This is a genomic window from Pseudomonas sp. KK4 (genome assembly GCF_001984065.1).
In the GTDB taxonomy this organism is placed as follows: Bacteria; Pseudomonadota; Gammaproteobacteria; order Pseudomonadales; family Pseudomonadaceae; genus Aquipseudomonas.
This window is the reverse complement of sequence record NZ_LYVP01000004.1, coordinates 59,025-72,968: the sequence shown is the minus strand read 5'-3', so window position 1 is coordinate 72,968 and position 13,944 is coordinate 59,025. Positions and strand designations below refer to the sequence as shown.

General features: G+C 61.1%; 13 protein-coding genes and 4 tRNA genes. 7 read left to right on the top strand and 10 right to left on the bottom strand.

Going from position 1 to position 13,944, the window contains the following annotated elements; all coding sequences use genetic code 11:
• Positions 1 to 10: 10 nt before the first annotated feature.
• Genes B0W55_RS02600 through B0W55_RS02580 form a run of 5 tightly spaced genes read left to right on the top strand, consistent with a single transcriptional unit; the run spans position 11 to position 5,114 of the window.
• Positions 11 to 1,765 (top strand): bifunctional alpha/beta hydrolase/class I SAM-dependent methyltransferase, encoded by a 1,755-nt coding sequence (locus B0W55_RS02600; RefSeq protein WP_077044478.1) that lies wholly within the window; start codon positions 11 to 13, stop codon positions 1,763 to 1,765.
• Positions 1,765 to 3,105 (top strand): phosphatase PAP2/dual specificity phosphatase family protein, encoded by a 1,341-nt coding sequence (locus B0W55_RS02595; RefSeq protein ID WP_077044477.1) that lies wholly within the window; start codon positions 1,765 to 1,767, stop codon positions 3,103 to 3,105. The genes B0W55_RS02600 and B0W55_RS02595 overlap by 1 nt, the downstream gene beginning before the upstream one ends.
• Positions 3,095 to 3,550, top strand: a complete 456-nt coding sequence (locus B0W55_RS02590; RefSeq protein ID WP_077044476.1) for a hypothetical protein — start codon at positions 3,095 to 3,097, stop codon at positions 3,548 to 3,550. The genes B0W55_RS02595 and B0W55_RS02590 overlap by 11 nt, the downstream gene beginning before the upstream one ends.
• Positions 3,551 to 3,559: 9 nt before the next feature.
• Positions 3,560 to 4,180, top strand: a complete 621-nt coding sequence (locus tag B0W55_RS02585) for a 1-acyl-sn-glycerol-3-phosphate acyltransferase (protein WP_077044475.1) — start codon at positions 3,560 to 3,562, stop codon at positions 4,178 to 4,180.
• 1 nt (position 4,181) lies between these two features.
• A complete protein-coding gene (locus B0W55_RS02580) occupies positions 4,182 to 5,114 on the top strand; it encodes a phosphatidate cytidylyltransferase (protein WP_077044474.1) in 933 nt (310 codons plus the stop codon).
• 71 nt (positions 5,115 to 5,185) lie between these two features.
• Here the strand turns inward: B0W55_RS02580 and B0W55_RS02575 are convergent, their stop codons facing one another.
• The 10 genes from B0W55_RS02575 to gltX all read right to left on the bottom strand — a co-directional run bounded on the left by B0W55_RS02575 (position 5,186) and on the right by gltX (position 11,110).
• Entirely contained in the window at positions 5,186 to 5,632 is a 447-nt protein-coding gene (locus tag B0W55_RS02575) for an Hsp20 family protein (RefSeq protein ID WP_077044473.1), read from the bottom strand.
• A 121-nt stretch (positions 5,633 to 5,753) separates the two neighbouring features.
• Entirely contained in the window at positions 5,754 to 6,713 is a 960-nt protein-coding gene (locus B0W55_RS02570; protein WP_077044472.1) for a tRNA-dihydrouridine synthase, read from the bottom strand.
• An 80-nt stretch (positions 6,714 to 6,793) separates the two neighbouring features.
• A complete protein-coding gene (locus B0W55_RS02565) occupies positions 6,794 to 7,231 on the bottom strand; it encodes a thioesterase family protein (protein WP_077044471.1) in 438 nt (145 codons plus the stop codon).
• Positions 7,232 to 7,279: 48 nt separating this feature from the next.
• Positions 7,280 to 8,113: an alpha/beta fold hydrolase gene (locus tag B0W55_RS02560; RefSeq protein WP_077044470.1), complete on the bottom strand. Its 834-nt coding sequence runs from the start codon at positions 8,111 to 8,113 to the stop codon at positions 7,280 to 7,282.
• Between the two features lie 29 nt (positions 8,114 to 8,142).
• Entirely contained in the window at positions 8,143 to 8,682 is a 540-nt protein-coding gene (locus B0W55_RS02555; protein ID WP_077044469.1) for a TetR/AcrR family transcriptional regulator, read from the bottom strand.
• Between the two features lie 184 nt (positions 8,683 to 8,866).
• Positions 8,867 to 8,942: transfer RNA gene (locus tag B0W55_RS02550), tRNA-Glu, on the bottom strand.
• A gap of 78 nt (positions 8,943 to 9,020) precedes the next feature.
• Positions 9,021 to 9,096, bottom strand: a tRNA-Ala gene (locus B0W55_RS02545).
• A 53-nt stretch (positions 9,097 to 9,149) separates the two neighbouring features.
• Positions 9,150 to 9,225 (bottom strand) — tRNA-Glu (locus tag B0W55_RS02540).
• 79 nt (positions 9,226 to 9,304) lie between these two features.
• Positions 9,305 to 9,380 (bottom strand) — tRNA-Ala (locus tag B0W55_RS02535).
• Between the two features lie 248 nt (positions 9,381 to 9,628).
• Entirely contained in the window at positions 9,629 to 11,110 is a 1,482-nt protein-coding gene (gene gltX / locus B0W55_RS02530; RefSeq protein WP_077044468.1) for a glutamate--tRNA ligase, read from the bottom strand.
• A gap of 230 nt (positions 11,111 to 11,340) precedes the next feature.
• Here gltX and B0W55_RS02525 point away from each other — a divergent pair, with 230 nt between their 5' ends.
• Both B0W55_RS02525 and B0W55_RS02520 read left to right on the top strand, forming a co-directional pair.
• Positions 11,341 to 12,390 (top strand): HlyD family secretion protein, encoded by a 1,050-nt coding sequence (locus B0W55_RS02525; protein WP_077044467.1) that lies wholly within the window; start codon positions 11,341 to 11,343, stop codon positions 12,388 to 12,390.
• 49 nt (positions 12,391 to 12,439) lie between these two features.
• Positions 12,440 to 13,930 carry an MDR family MFS transporter gene (locus tag B0W55_RS02520; RefSeq protein ID WP_175645458.1) on the top strand — a complete coding sequence of 497 codons (1,491 nt, stop codon included), beginning with the start codon at positions 12,440 to 12,442 and terminating at the stop codon, positions 13,928 to 13,930.
• The last annotated feature ends 14 nt before the right edge of the window (positions 13,931 to 13,944 follow it).

Sequence of the window (13,944 nt, the reverse complement as noted above, 5' to 3'; positions counted from 1 at the left end):
GGAAGTGACGATGCGAGAAGCACGACATCAGACATTCACCACCCACGACGGCGTGGAACTGTTCTACCGATACTGGCCAGCCAGCCCTGCCCGGAACGAACCGCGCAAGGGCATCCTGCTGTTTCACCGTGGCCATGAGCATTCGCAACGCATCGCCCATGTGGTGGACGAACTGAATCTGCCTGACATGGATTTCTTTGCCTGGGACGCCCGTGGCCATGGCCTCTCTCCCGGCGCCCGGGGCGACAGCCCGGATTTCGCTACCAGCGTGCGTGACGTGCAAACCTTCTGCGAACACCTGGCCACGACCTACGGGATCGAGGAAGAAAATCTCGCCGTGATCGCCCAGAGTGTCGGCGCCGTGATCGTGGCCACCTGGGCCCACGATTACGCCCCGCGCATCCGCGCACTGGTATTGGCATCACCGGCATTCAAGGTAAAGCTCTACGCGCCTTTCGCACGCCAGGGGCTGGCGCTGATGCGCACATTTCGAGGCAACTTTTTCGTTAACAGTTACGTAAAAGCACGCTTCCTCAGCCATGACCCTGAGCGTGTTGCCAGCTATGACAACGACCCGCTGATCACCAAGGCCATTTCGGTGAATGTCTTGCTTGGTCTTTACGAGGCCGCCGAACGGGTCGTGGCGGACGCCCAGGCCATCCAGATCCCCACCCAGCTGCTGATCTCCGGTGCGGATTTCGTTGTGCATCGCAAACCCCAGGAACAGTTTTTCGAACGCCTGGGCACCTTGCAAAAGGAAAAACACATCCTCCCCGGATTTTTCCACGACACCCTGGGCGAAAGGGATCGCGGCCCCGCCATCGCCAGCGCACGGCGCTTCATCCTCGAGAACTTTGAACGGGCGCCTGACCGGCCCTCCCTGCTGGCCGCCGATCGCCTGGGCCTGACCTGTGCCGAATCCGAGCGACTGGCAACGCCGCTGCCGCGCAACTCGCTGCGTGATCTGTACTGGCGCATCACCCGCGCCAGCCTGCGCCTGGGCAGCCGGCTGTCGTCGGGCATCAAGTTGGGGTTCGATACCGGCTTCGATTCCGGAAGCACACTGGACTATGTCTACCGCAGTCGGCCCACCGGCACGTCGGGTATCGGTCGCATGATCGATCGCAATTACCTGAACTCCATCGGCTGGCGGGGTATCCGCCAACGCAAGGTGCACGTCGAGCAATTACTGCGCATGGCCATGGCCCGCCTGCGTGACCAAGGCCGCGAAGTGCGCATCGTCGATATAGCAGCCGGCCACGGGCGCTACATTCTCGAAGCCTTGCAGGGCGTCGATCCGCTGCCCGAGTCGATATTGCTGCGCGACTACAGCGACATCAACGTGCGTGACGGCAATGCCCTGATCCGGGAAAAACAGCTGGAAGGGATCGCCCGATTCGTCAAGGGCGACGCCTTTGATCGCGCCGATCTGGCAGCTCTGCAACCCAGGCCGACACTGGCGGTGGTGTCCGGCCTGTACGAACTGTTCGCCAACAACCAAATGGTCAGTCGTTCTCTTGCCGGGCTGGCCGACGCCGTCGAGCCTGGCGGCTATCTGGTGTACACCGGCCAACCCTGGCACCCGCAACTGGAACTGATCGCCCGCGCCTTGACCAGCCACCGCGAAGGCCAGGCGTGGGTCATGCGTCGACGCACCCAGGTGGAAATGGATCAACTGGTGGAGGCTGCGGGGTTTCGCAAGGTCGGCATGCGCGTCGATCGATGGGGCATTTTCAGCGTGTCCGTCGCGCAACGGGTGTCGTGATGCTGCGTGACGCAACCACGCTACGCGAGCCGGGCCTGCTCAAGCCTGCGGTGCTCTGGCTATTGCTCCTGGCCCCTGTGTTCTTTGGAACCTATGGTTTTGCCACTTGGGTCACCACTCAACGCGACGACGTCGGCAGCCTGGTGTTCGACTGGGAAAGCCACATACCGTTCTGGGACTGGAGCATCGTGCCCTACTGGTCCATCGACCTGCTGTACGGCCTGTCACTGCTGCTCCCGGCCAGCCGCCTGGCCCTCAAACGCCACGCCTTGCGTCTGCTCACCGCTCAACTGGTCGCCGTCAGTTGTTTCCTGATCTGGCCGCTGCGCTTCACCTTCGCCCGACCTGAACTCGAGGGTATGTTCGGCTGGTTGTTCGATGTGCTTGCAGGTTTTGACAAACCGTTCAATCAGGCGCCTTCCCTGCACATCGCGTTGCTGGTGGTGTTGTGGAGTTGCTATCAGCGGTATCTGCACGGGCGCTGGCGTGTACTGGTGCATGCCTGGTTCACCCTGATCGGGGTCTCAGTGCTGACCACCTATCAGCACCATTTCATCGACCTGCCCACCGGCGCCCTGCTCGGCTGGGTGTGCGTCTGGCTGTGGCCACTGGAGGGTGCCGGCCCGCTGCACGATGCACGTCTGGCAACCCAGAGAAAACGCTGGCGCCTGGCGCTGTATTACCTGCTGGGTGCAGCGTTGTTCGCGGTCCCGGCGTTCGGCTTTTCGGGCGTCTGGCTGTGGTTACTCTGGCCCGCATTGGCCTTGTTGCTCGTGGCCTTCAATTACGCGGTGCTAGGCGCGGCGGGTTTTCAGAAACGCGCCGACGGACGCCTGTCCGCTGCCGCACGCTGGCTGTTCGCCCCCTACCTTGCGGCCGCTTGGCTCAATTCACGCCTGTGGACTCGCAAGCACCCACAGCCCGATCAGGTGATTGATAACGTCTGGCTGGGGCGCTTACCGACCCGAAAGGCACTCGAGTACGGTCCCTTCACAGCGATGTTGGACCTGTGTGCCGAGCTGTCGATCGACCCGGGCGCGATTGCCTATCGCGCGCTGCCGGTCCTGGACCTGACGGCCCCCACGGGCCTGCAATGCCGGGAGGCGGCAAGCGCCATCGAAAGCCTGCGCCAACACGGCCCGCTGCTGGTCTGCTGCGCCCTGGGTTACTCGCGCAGCGCCACGGCGCTGGCCGCCTGGCTCGTGCACAGCGGGCGGGCCTCCAGTGTCGATGAAGCGATCCAGCTGATTCGACGCGCGCGGCCTGGGGTCGTACTGGGCCCACTTCAACGGCAGGCGCTGGAGCAGTCACTCATCCTGGAGCATCCCTGTGTCCATTGAAATGCAGTTGCACGTGACGGCCAGCCTGTTGCGGCGTGGTCGCTCGCTGGATCGGATGTCCACCGGGCTCGCCCTGCTCGGGGCCTTGCTTGGCCTGAGTCAGTACGTGATGGCATGCACGGGGGGCTGGGGCCTGGTCTGCGGCAGCACCCTGTTGGTTCTTGGCCTGTGGCAAAAATATTGGGCACTGCGGGTCGCCTTCGATGCCGATCTGTTCCAGCACCTGGCCACTGGCGAGGATGACCTTGATGAACGAACACAATCCCTGGACAAGGCGCTGACGGCGCTGAATCTGCAGCCGGCGAACCGCGGGGGCCGGCCCTGGAGTGAACGCATCACCGGCGCCCTCAACCTGCTGCGCCGCCAGGCCCTGCTGGTGGCAGCACAAACGCTGGTGGCGCTGGCATTCATCCTCGCCAGCCCCTGGCTGACCTTTGCCGGATAAGGAGACATCATGCTCGAACCCGTGGTTGCCACCGTCATTACCTCGGCTGCCCGCCTCCTGACCGGCGCCCGCAGCCTGTGGCTCGGTTGCGCACCGGAACCGGTGCAGCGCATCTATTTCGCCAACCACAGCAGTCATGGCGATTTCGTTCTGCTGTGGGCCTCGCTGCCCCCCACCCTGCGTACCATCACCCGACCTGTGGCCGGCTCGGACTACTGGCTCAAAAGCACGGTGCGCCGCTACATCATCAATCGGGTGTTCAACGGCGTACTGGTTGACCGAGAGCGCAAGGATGCTGCCGACAACCCCTTGCAGCCGATGCTCGATGCCCTGGAAAACGGCGACTCGCTGATCATCTTCCCCGAGGGTACGCGCAATCTTGAGGAAGGCTTGTTGCCGTTCAAAAGCGGGTTGTACCACCTGGCCAAACAATATCCCCAGGCGCAATTGATTCCGGTCTGGATCGCCAACCTCAACCGCGTCATGCCCAAGGGGCGAGTCCTGCCGCTGCCGCTGTTGTGCACCATCAGTTTCGGCGCTGCGCTGACCGTGGATCAGGACGAAAGCAAGGCGCAGTTTCTCGAACGCAGCCGCCACGCGCTGCTGAGCCTGGCCGGGGAGCATGCCTGACATGGATAGACAAACCCTGATGTTGTTCGGCGCGATTGGCGGGTTTCTGCTGCTGGCCTCGCTGATTGGCCTTGTTCTCAAGCGCCGCAGCCATGGCGCGCCCAATCCGGTGATCGACAACCTCAACGCGCGGATCAACGCCTGGTGGGTGATGGTGCTGGTGATCGGTGTCGCTTTCTGGCTCGGCACGACCGCGGTGATTGTGCTGTTCTACCTGGTGTCCTTCTACGCCCTGCGCGAATTCCTGACCCTCACACCGACCCGCCGCAGCGACTACCCGGCACTGGTCGCGGCCTTCTATCTGACGCTGCCGTTGCAGTATTTGCTGATTTACTACGACTGGTACGGACTGTTCTCGATCTTCATTCCGGTCTACGTGTTTTTACTCTTGCCGATCCTGGCGTCCCTTGGCGGTGACAGCACGCACTTCCTCGAACGTGCCTCGAAAGTCCAGTGGGGCCTGATGATCGCGGTGTTCTGCGTGTCCCACGTGCCAGCCCTGCTGACTCTGGACATCCCGGACTATGAGGGGCGAAACCTGCTGCTGATCGCCTATCTGGTGATCGTGGTGCAGATGTCGGATGTGCTGCAGTACGTCTGCGGCAAACTGTTCGGCAAACGCAAGATTGCCCCGAACCTGTCACCGTCCAAGACCGTGGAAGGCTTCGTCGGGGGCATTGTGCTGGCCTCCCTGATCGGTTGTGCATTGTGGTGGATCACACCCTTCGCCCCCTGGCAGTCACTGCTCATCGCCTTGCTGATCAACCTGTTGGGATTCGCTGGCGGCATCGTGATGTCGGCCATCAAACGCGATCGTGGGGTCAAGGACTGGGGGCACATGATCGAAGGCCATGGCGGCATGCTCGACCGATTGGACTCGGTCTGTTTCGCGGCGCCGATCTTCTTTCACCTGGTTCGCTACGGCTGGACCTGAGCGCGGTGAAAACCCGCTGCAAAAAAAAGACCCCGATCACTCGGGGTCTTTTTTTCAGCCAGTGGCCTGACTCAATGTTGCAGAGCCGGCTTTTGCGCTCCGTTGATAGGGATGCGCTTGGCTTTGGCTTCTTCCGGAATCACCCGCAGCAGGTCGATGCTCAACAGACCGTTGCTCAGGCCCGCGGACTTGATTTCGATGTGGTCCGCCAGACGGAAGGACAGCTTGAAGGCACGCTGGGCGATGCCTTGATGCAGGAAGGTCACGCCTTCGCTGGCATCACGTTTGCCGCCACTGATGGTCAGCACGCCCTTCTCCACTTGCAGTTCCAGGTCTTCTTCCTGGAAACCGGCCGCCGCCACGACGATGCGGTATTGATCGTCACCGTGTTTTTCGACGTTGTAGGGTGGGTAGGTGCTGCCTGGTTCGTTGCGCAGGGCGGTTTCGAACAGGTCGTTGAAACGGTCGAAACCCACCGAGGAACGGAACAGAGGTGCCAGGGAAAATGCAGTAGTCATGATTCAAATCTCCTGAAAACAATCAGCAAGTTTTTTTGTCTCCACGACCCGAATTCGGCATCGCGTAACCCTTAGATAGGGACCGCTGATTGCATTTCAAGAGATTATTTCGAGATTTTTTTCAGGCGGCTTGCGCCACTTCCAGGCCGAGCAAACGCGAGACCTGATCCAGTTCAGTCTCACGCCGCAGCACGGTGAACAGCTCTACCGCTTCCGGATAATTGCGGGTCAGCATCGCCAGCCATTGCTTCAAACGACCCGGCGATTGACGAGGCGTCATCTGCGCCTTGGCTTGCAGCCAGAAGTCCTGGATCAGGGGCAGCAGCTCGGCCCAGGTCATCTCGACGACTGCTTCGCCGGCCCGTGCGGCGGCGATTTGCCGGGCCAGGTCCGGGCGCGACACCAGGCCGCGGCCGAGCATGATGTCTTCCACGCCGCTGATCTCGCGGCAGCGACGCCAGTCTTCGACGCTCCAGATATCGCCATTGGCGAACACCGGCACCTTGACCACGTCCTGCACCCGCGGGATCCACTCCCAATGGGCCGGCGGCTTGTAGCCGTCGGTCTTGGTCCGGGCATGAACCACGATATGCTCCGCGCCCCCTTCGGCCAGGGCCGTGGCGCAGACCAGCGAACCGTCGGGGCTGTCGAAGCCCAGGCGCATTTTGGCGGTGACCGGGATGTGCGCCGGCACCGCGCGACGAACGTGTTCGACGATCTGGTTCAGCAGCTCGGGCTCTTTGAGCAATACCGCGCCACCACGGGACTTGTTCACGGTCTTGGCCGGGCAGCCGAAGTTGAGGTCGATCACTTGCGAACCCAACTCGCAGGCCAGCGCGGCGTTTTCCGCCAGGCACACCGGGTCCGATCCGAGCAGTTGCACGCGCAGCGGCACGCCGGAAGCGGTACGGGCACCGTTGAGCAATTCAGGACCGAATTTGTGGAAATACGCGGGCGTGAGCAGTTGATCGTTGATCCGGATGAACTCGGTCACGCACCAATCGATGCCGCCCACTCGGGTCAGCACGTCGCGCAGGATGTTGTCGACCAACCCCTCCATGGGCGCCAAAGCAATTTGCATGAAAAACACACTCGACGAAAAACGTGGGGCAGTTTACTGGATTATCGAGCGAAAGACTTGAGTGTGCCCTTGTGGCAAGGTCAGGCCGGCACTTGAATGGCCGGCCCGTAGCCCTCGATGAACTCGCTCGGCATACGCTTGGGCTTGCCCGTGGACAGTTCGATGCAGACGAACGTGGTTTGCGCACGCAACAGTGTCGAATTGTCGCTGGGGCGCTTGAGCTGGAAATGGCGGGTCATTTTCAGGCGCTGGTCCCAATCGACGATCCAGGTCGCCAATTGCAGTTCATCGCCTTCGTAGGCGGCTGCCAGGTAGTCGATCTCATGCCGTACGACTGCCATCGCCCGGTCCAGTCGGCGATACTCGACCAGATCCAGGCCCAGGCGCTGAGAATGACGCCATGCGCAGCGTTCGAGCCAGGTCACGTACACCGCATTGTTGGCGTGGCCCAGCCCGTCGATGTCTTCGGCGCCCACTTGCAGATCAATGATAAATGGCGTTGCCCGATCCCAGCCCATGCCCCACTCCCGGTCAGTTTATGTCGACCGGGGCAGTGTAACGGATGCTCAGGCCGATTGGCGCGATTGCAGGCTGCGACCGGCCAGCAGTGATAACACGCCATCTATTACCCGAGGGTCGGCGAGTACCCGCTGATGACCGCCCTCCTCCAGGCGCAACAGGCGACTGTCGAACCAGGCCTCGTGGATCAATTGCGACTCTTTGACCGAGACGAAATTGTCGTCTTCGGCATGGACGATCAGGCCGGGCATGTCGAGCTGATAGTGGGCGACATCCAGCGTCGCTGCACGCATGCCGACGTCTCTCTCGACCTGACGGATAAAGGCTGATCTGGCCTTGGGAGGCAAACGCACGTAGCGGGCGAAACCACGCAGTACGCCAAGGATGCGCGCGGGTGCGGCGATACTGACCAGGGTTTCGGTGCGCAGGCCCAGTTGCACGGCAAGCATGGCACTGGCGCCGCCCATGGAGTGACCGATGACCGCCTGCAATGGCGGCAATTCAGCGGCGGCTTCGAGCATGGCGCGGGCGAACAGCACGACATTCGCTTCGGTCCCCGGCGAACGCCCGTGTGCCGGGCCATCGAGGGCAACCACGGTGTAACCGGCATCGACCAGGGCGTTGATCAGACTGGCAAACTGTGTGGGCCGACCTTCCCAGCCGTGCATCAACAACACCGCCGGGCCGTTCCCCCAACGCAAGGCCGAGAGCCCGAAACGCAAGGTGATGCGCTCGGCTTTGGACAGCAGCGGCAATTCCCACTCACGCGGTTGGAAATTTCGCGGCGTCATGAACGCCAGCCGCATTTTGCTTGCGACCAGTTTCGGAGCAAACCAACCCAAGGTGCCATTAACGCCACGAACCCACTTCAACGTGCTCATCGCTCTCTCCTCAGGCTGCTGCCTTCAGGTCAACGCACCGCCGACTTGGCAGCGCGCAGCAATCGATCGGATAAATCACCGGGCCCCAGCGCGCGTGCCAGCGCCAGGCCGCCCACCATCAAGGCCATGTCGGCCAGGGCTTTGTCGGTGTCTTCAGGACTGGCCGCCAACTGCGCGACCATCAATTCCAGGTGCTCGTTCAGCGCAATCCGGAACGACTCGGGCAGACGTCCGAGCTCGCCAATCGAAGCCGGGATCGGGCACGCCGCCTCGCTGGAATCACGATGCTTGCGCGACAGATAGAACGCGGCGACCAGGGCGCGACGCTCTTCACCGGTCATCTCGGCATCCATGTCGGCAATCAGGTCACGACGGCGGCCCAACAACTGTTTGAACGCCTCCAGCATCATCGCGTCCTTGCTTTCGAAGTGGGCATAGAAGCCGCCGACGGTCAGGCCGGCCGCACCCATCACTTCGCCCACGCTCGGTTCGGCCGGGCCGCGCTGGATCAGCGCTGCGCTGGCGGCCTTGAGAATGCGTTCGCGGGTTTGAGCTTTTTTATCGTTCATCGTTGCCTCCGAATATTACGACTAGAATATTATTCTCATAATAATATTCTGCAAGTCGTGGATGTGACCGCTGGTCTGAAGAACAGTTTGAAAGAAATGGGGGGATTTGGCCAAACAGCAGACAAACAAAAGGGCCATTCAATAATTGAATGACCCTTATAAAATCCCGCAGAGCGGGTAATCGTGGCGTCCCCTAGGGGACTCGAACCCCTGTTACCGCCGTGAAAGGGCGGTGTCCTAGGCCACTAGACGAAGGGGACACAAACCTTCTGTACAACTGATCAGTGCTGAGTGCTGATCGATTCAAGGCCGGTGTGGCCAGACCTTGAACTGTAAATTGGTGGAGCTAAGCGGGATCGAACCGCTGACCTCCTGCATGCCATGCAGGCGCTCTCCCAGCTGAGCTATAGCCCCGGATTTTTCGCCTCTCGGCGGAGCGACATCTTGCAACATCGCTTCTGTAAAACTGGCGTCCCCTAGGGGACTCGAACCCCTGTTACCGCCGTGAAAGGGCGGTGTCCTAGGCCACTAGACGAAGGGGACGCAAACCCTTCTATACAACTGATCAACGCTGAGTGTTGATCGCTTCAAGGCCGGTGTGGCCAGACCTTGAAGTGTAAATTGGTGGAGCTAGACGGGATCGAACCGTCGACCTCTTGCATGCCATGCAAGCGCTCTCCCAGCTGAGCTATAGCCCCTCATCGTTGATGTCATCGCTGAGGACGGGGCGAATCTTAAGGGCGTATCGGAAGCCTGTCAAACTTATTTTCGAAAAATTTCAAAATTTTTTGTCGGCATAACAACCACTTACCGCCCTCCCCCGGAAATTCGGGGCCTTGAGGTCAACAGCGTCCCGCAGGAGCTGGCGAAGCCTGCGATCTTTTGTTCTTGCTCCATAAAGCCAAAGCCAAAAGATCGCAGCCCGCAGCAGCGCCTGCCGGGGCAATCAGGCAATGTTGCCCAACAGCTTTTCCCACTCTTTGTTTTCTTTCTTCGACACGCCACCCAGCAGGTCGATGGCCTGGCGCAAGCGGAAGCGGGTCAGGTCCGGACCGAGGATTTCCATCGCATCAAGTACCGATACCGAGCTGGCCTGCCCCGTGATTGCCGCAAACATCAGCGGCATGGCGTCACGCAGCTTCAGCTCGAGGGACTCGACTACGGCCTGGATCGTCGCCGTGATGCTGTCCTTCTCCCACTGACGCAGGCTTTCGAGCTTCCACAGGATCAACTGCATCAGCTGACGCACCTGATCGCCCGAGAGCTTCTTCGACTCGAACAGCTTGGCGTCCGGATTCACGCCACCGGCGAAGAAGAAGCCTGCCAACGGTGCAACCTGGCTGAAGGTTTCAACCCGGCCCTGTACGTGCGGCGCGATCTTCATCATGTATTCAGCGTTGAAGGCCCACTTCTGCACCCGCGCGGCGAATTCTTCTACCGGCAGATCACGCAGCCACTGACCGTTGAGCCAGGACAGTTTCTCGATATCGAAAATCGGCCCGCCCAGGGAAACACGCTTGAGGTCAAAGTTGTCGACCATTTCCTGCAGCGAAAACTTCTCGCGCTCGTCCGGCATCGACCAGCCCATGCGCCCCAGGTAGTTGAGCATCGCTTCGGGCATGAAGCCCATGCGCTCGTAGAACGTCACCGAAGTCGGATTCTTGCGCTTGGACAGCTTGCTCTTGTCCGGATTACGCAGCAGCGGCATGTAGCACAGTTCTGGTTGTTCCCAGCCGAAGTACTCGTACAACAGGATCAGTTTCGGTGCCGACGGCAGCCATTCTTCGCCACGCAAGACGTGGGTGATGCCCATCAGGTGATCGTCGACCACGTTGGCCAGGAAATAGGTCGGCAGGCCGTCGGTCTTCATCAGCACTTGCATGTCCATGCGATCCCACGGGATCTCCACGTCGCCACGCAGCATGTCCGGCACCACGCAGACGCCTTCGCTCGGCACTTTCATGCGGATCACGTGGGGTTCGCCGGCGGCCAGGCGGCGCTCGACTTCTTCCTTGGACAGCAGCAGCGCACGGCCGTCGTAGCGTGGGGTTTCACCGCGGGCCATTTGCTCGGCGCGCATCTGGTCCAGCTCTTCGGCGGTGCAGAAGCACGGGAAGGCATGACCCATGTCGACCAGTTGCTGGCAGTACTTCTGATAGATATCGCCACGCTCGCTCTGACGGTACGGACCGTGCGGGCCGCCGACGTCCGGGCCTTCGCTCCAGTCGATGCCCAACCAGCGCAAAGCGTCGAAAATCTGCTGTTCGGACTCGCGGGTCGAACGCAACTGATCGGTGTCTTCGATCCGCAGGATAAACTCACCGCCGTGCTGCTTGGCAAAGCAGTAGTTGAACAATGCGATGTAAGCGGTACCTACGTGAGGATCCCCGGTAGGCGATGGCGCGATGCGAGTGCGGACGGTGGTCATGGCATGTCTCGAAAAGATGAAAAGCAAAGTTTGAACAAGAGGCGAATGGTAACAGGCGACACCCGCCCCGCTCCAGTGAACAGGGCATTTAAGCCAAGGTTGCGCCTGTAACGCCCGTATCGCGCGGTGAATGGCCGAATATCAGCCGATGACATTTACCGTTTATCGGCTGTATGCCAGATTTGCCTGCTGATAACTTCCCTTACCTATTCTCGACTACAGTTTGCCCCATGCCTGCCCAACTCAAGCGTCGCCTGTCCATTTTCCTGCTGCTCGTCCTGCTGATTGCCGGGGGCTTATTTGCCCATTGGTTCTTCAAGGGCCGGTTTTATGAAAGCACTGACAACGCGTATGTCCAGGGCGAGATCACCCGCGTATCGAGCCAGTTGGGCGCGCGCATCGATCAGGTGCTGGTGCAGGACAACCAGCACGTCGAGAAAGGCCAGTTGCTGATCCGGCTCGAAGGCGATGACTTTCGCCTTGCCGTCGACCGCGCCAACGCCGCCCTCGCCACACGCCAGGCCGAACGCCTGCAGGCCCAGAGCAAACTCACCCAACAGGCCAGCCTGATCGCCGCCAGCGATGCGCAAGTCGCCTCCAGCCAGGCCAGTCTCGGCCGCTCGCAGATCGACCTGAATCGCGCCGAAACCCTGCGCAAGCCCGGCTACGTCTCGGAAGAACGAGTGACCACCCTGTCCGCCGACAACCACATCGCCCGCTCTCAATTGACCAAAGCCCAGGCCGACGCCCAGGGCCAGCGCCAGCAGGTCAACGCGCTGAATGCCGAGATCAAGCGCCTCGACGCACAGATCGCCAATGCCAAAGCCGACCTGGCCCAGGCCGAGCTGAATCTGACCCGCAGCGAAATCCACGCGCCCATCAGCGGCCTGATCGGCCAGCGCGCCGCCCGCGAAGGTCAGTACGTGCAGGCCGGCGCCTACCTGCTGTCGATCGTGCCCGATGAAGACATCTGGATTCAGGCCAACTTCAAGGAGACCCAGATCGGCCACATGCAGCCCGGCCAGCAAGCCGAACTGACCTTCGACGCTTATGGCGACACGCCGATCCAGGCCCGGGTCGACAGCCTCTTCGCCGCCTCGGGCGCGCAGTTCAGCCTGCTGCCGCCGGACAACGCCACGGGCAACTTCACCAAGGTCGTACAACGGATTCCGGTCAAACTGACCTTTGCTGCGGACAATCCGTTGCGCGGCAAAATTCGCCCGGGCATGTCGGTCACCGCCAAAGTGAACATCAAAGACGCCCCAGACGATGGCCGGTGATCAACTGATCCGACCGGTCGGGGAGCCGACCCGCCGGGACTGGATCGCGGTGATGAGCGTGATGCTCGGCGCCTTCATGGCCGTGCTCGACATCCAGATCACCAACTCGTCGCTCAAGGACATTCAGGGCGCGCTGTCGGCCACCCTCGAAGAGGGCTCATGGATTTCCACCTCCTACCTGGTGGCGGAAATCATCATGATCCCGCTGACCGCGTGGCTGGTGCAGCTGCTGTCGGCCAGGCGCCTGGCGGTGTGGGTGTCCCTCGGTTTCCTGTTCGCCTCGCTGCTGTGTTCCATGGCCTGGAGCCTGGAAAGCATGATCGTCTTTCGCGCGCTGCAGGGCTTCACCGGCGGCGCCCTGATCCCGCTGGCGTTCACCCTCACCCTGATCAAGTTGCCCGAACATCACCGCGCCAAAGGCATGGCGATGTTCGCCATGACCGCGACCTTCGCTCCCTCCATCGGCCCCACCCTCGGCGGCTGGCTGACCGAAAACTGGGGCTGGGAATACATCTTCTATATCAACATCCCGCCCGGCCTGATCATGATCGCCGGCCTGATGTACGGTCTGGAAAAGAAAGAAGCGCACTGGGAACTGCTCAAGAGCACCGACTACGCCGGGATCGTCACCCTCGGCATCGGGCTTGGCTGTTTGCAGGTGTTCCTGGAGGAAGGCCATCGCAAGGACTGGCTGGAATCGGACCTGATCCTGACCCTGGGCAGCATCGCGCTGATCAGCCTGATCACCTTTGTGATCGTGCAGTTTTCCAAGCCCAACCCGCTGATCAACCTCAGCATCCTGGGCAATCGCAACTTCGGGCTGTCGAGCATTTCCAGCCTCGGGATGGGGGTCGGATTGTATGGCTCGATTTTCCTCTTGCCGCTGTACCTGGCGCAGATCCAGAACTACAACGCCTTGCAGATCGGTGAAGTGATCATGTGGATGGGCGTGCCGCAGCTGTTTCTGATTCCGCTGGTGCCCAAGCTGATGAAGTATGTCTCGCCGAAATGGCTGTGCACGCTGGGCTTCGGCCTGTTCGGTCTGGCGAGTTTCTCGTCGGGGGTGCTGAACCCGGACTTCGCCGGACCGCAGTTCAATCAGATCCAGATCATCCGCGCGCTGGGGCAACCGCTGATCATGGTCACCATCTCGTTGATCGCTACGGCGTACATCCTGCCCCAGGATGCGGGCTCGGCGTCGAGCCTGTTCAACATCCTGCGCAACCTGGGCGGCGCCATCGGCATCGCCCTGCTCGCCACGCTGCTGGATGCGCGAACCAAGGTCTATTTCGACTATTTGCGCGAGTCCATCGTGCCGAGCAACCCGCAGGTGGCCGAACGCCTGGCGTCCCTGACCGACAGGCTGGGCAGCGAAACGGCGGCGCTGGGCAAACTCAGCGAGATTGCTCACCAGCAGGCGTCGATCATGGCCTACAACGATGCCTTCCATTTTGTCGGGATTGCGCTAGGGATCAGCATGCTGGCGGTGTTGTTGACCAAGACATTGCCGGCGGGGCTCAAGGCAGGGGAAGCACATTGATTACGTCGTGACCG

Bases quoted from the DNA above. Each gene is read 5' to 3' on its own strand.
- B0W55_RS02600 (WP_077044478.1), top strand. From the start codon at position 11: ATGCGAGAAGCACGACATCAGACATTCACCACCCACGACGGCGTGGAA.
- B0W55_RS02595 (WP_077044477.1), top strand. From the start codon at position 1,765: ATGCTGCGTGACGCAACCACGCTACGCGAGCCGGGCCTGCTCAAGCCT.
- B0W55_RS02585 (WP_077044475.1), top strand. From the start codon at position 3,560: ATGCTCGAACCCGTGGTTGCCACCGTCATTACCTCGGCTGCCCGCCTC.
- B0W55_RS02580 (WP_077044474.1), top strand. From the start codon at position 4,182: ATGGATAGACAAACCCTGATGTTGTTCGGCGCGATTGGCGGGTTTCTG.
- B0W55_RS02575 (WP_077044473.1), bottom strand. From the start codon at position 5,632: ATGACTACTGCATTTTCCCTGGCACCTCTGTTCCGTTCCTCGGTGGGT.
- B0W55_RS02570 (WP_077044472.1), bottom strand. From the start codon at position 6,713: ATGCAAATTGCTTTGGCGCCCATGGAGGGGTTGGTCGACAACATCCTG.
- B0W55_RS02565 (WP_077044471.1), bottom strand. From the start codon at position 7,231: ATGGGCTGGGATCGGGCAACGCCATTTATCATTGATCTGCAAGTGGGC.
- B0W55_RS02560 (WP_077044470.1), bottom strand. From the start codon at position 8,113: ATGAGCACGTTGAAGTGGGTTCGTGGCGTTAATGGCACCTTGGGTTGG.
- B0W55_RS02555 (WP_077044469.1), bottom strand. From the start codon at position 8,682: ATGAACGATAAAAAAGCTCAAACCCGCGAACGCATTCTCAAGGCCGCC.
- gltX (WP_077044468.1), bottom strand. From the start codon at position 11,110: ATGACCACCGTCCGCACTCGCATCGCGCCATCGCCTACCGGGGATCCT.
- B0W55_RS02525 (WP_077044467.1), top strand. From the start codon at position 11,341: ATGCCTGCCCAACTCAAGCGTCGCCTGTCCATTTTCCTGCTGCTCGTC.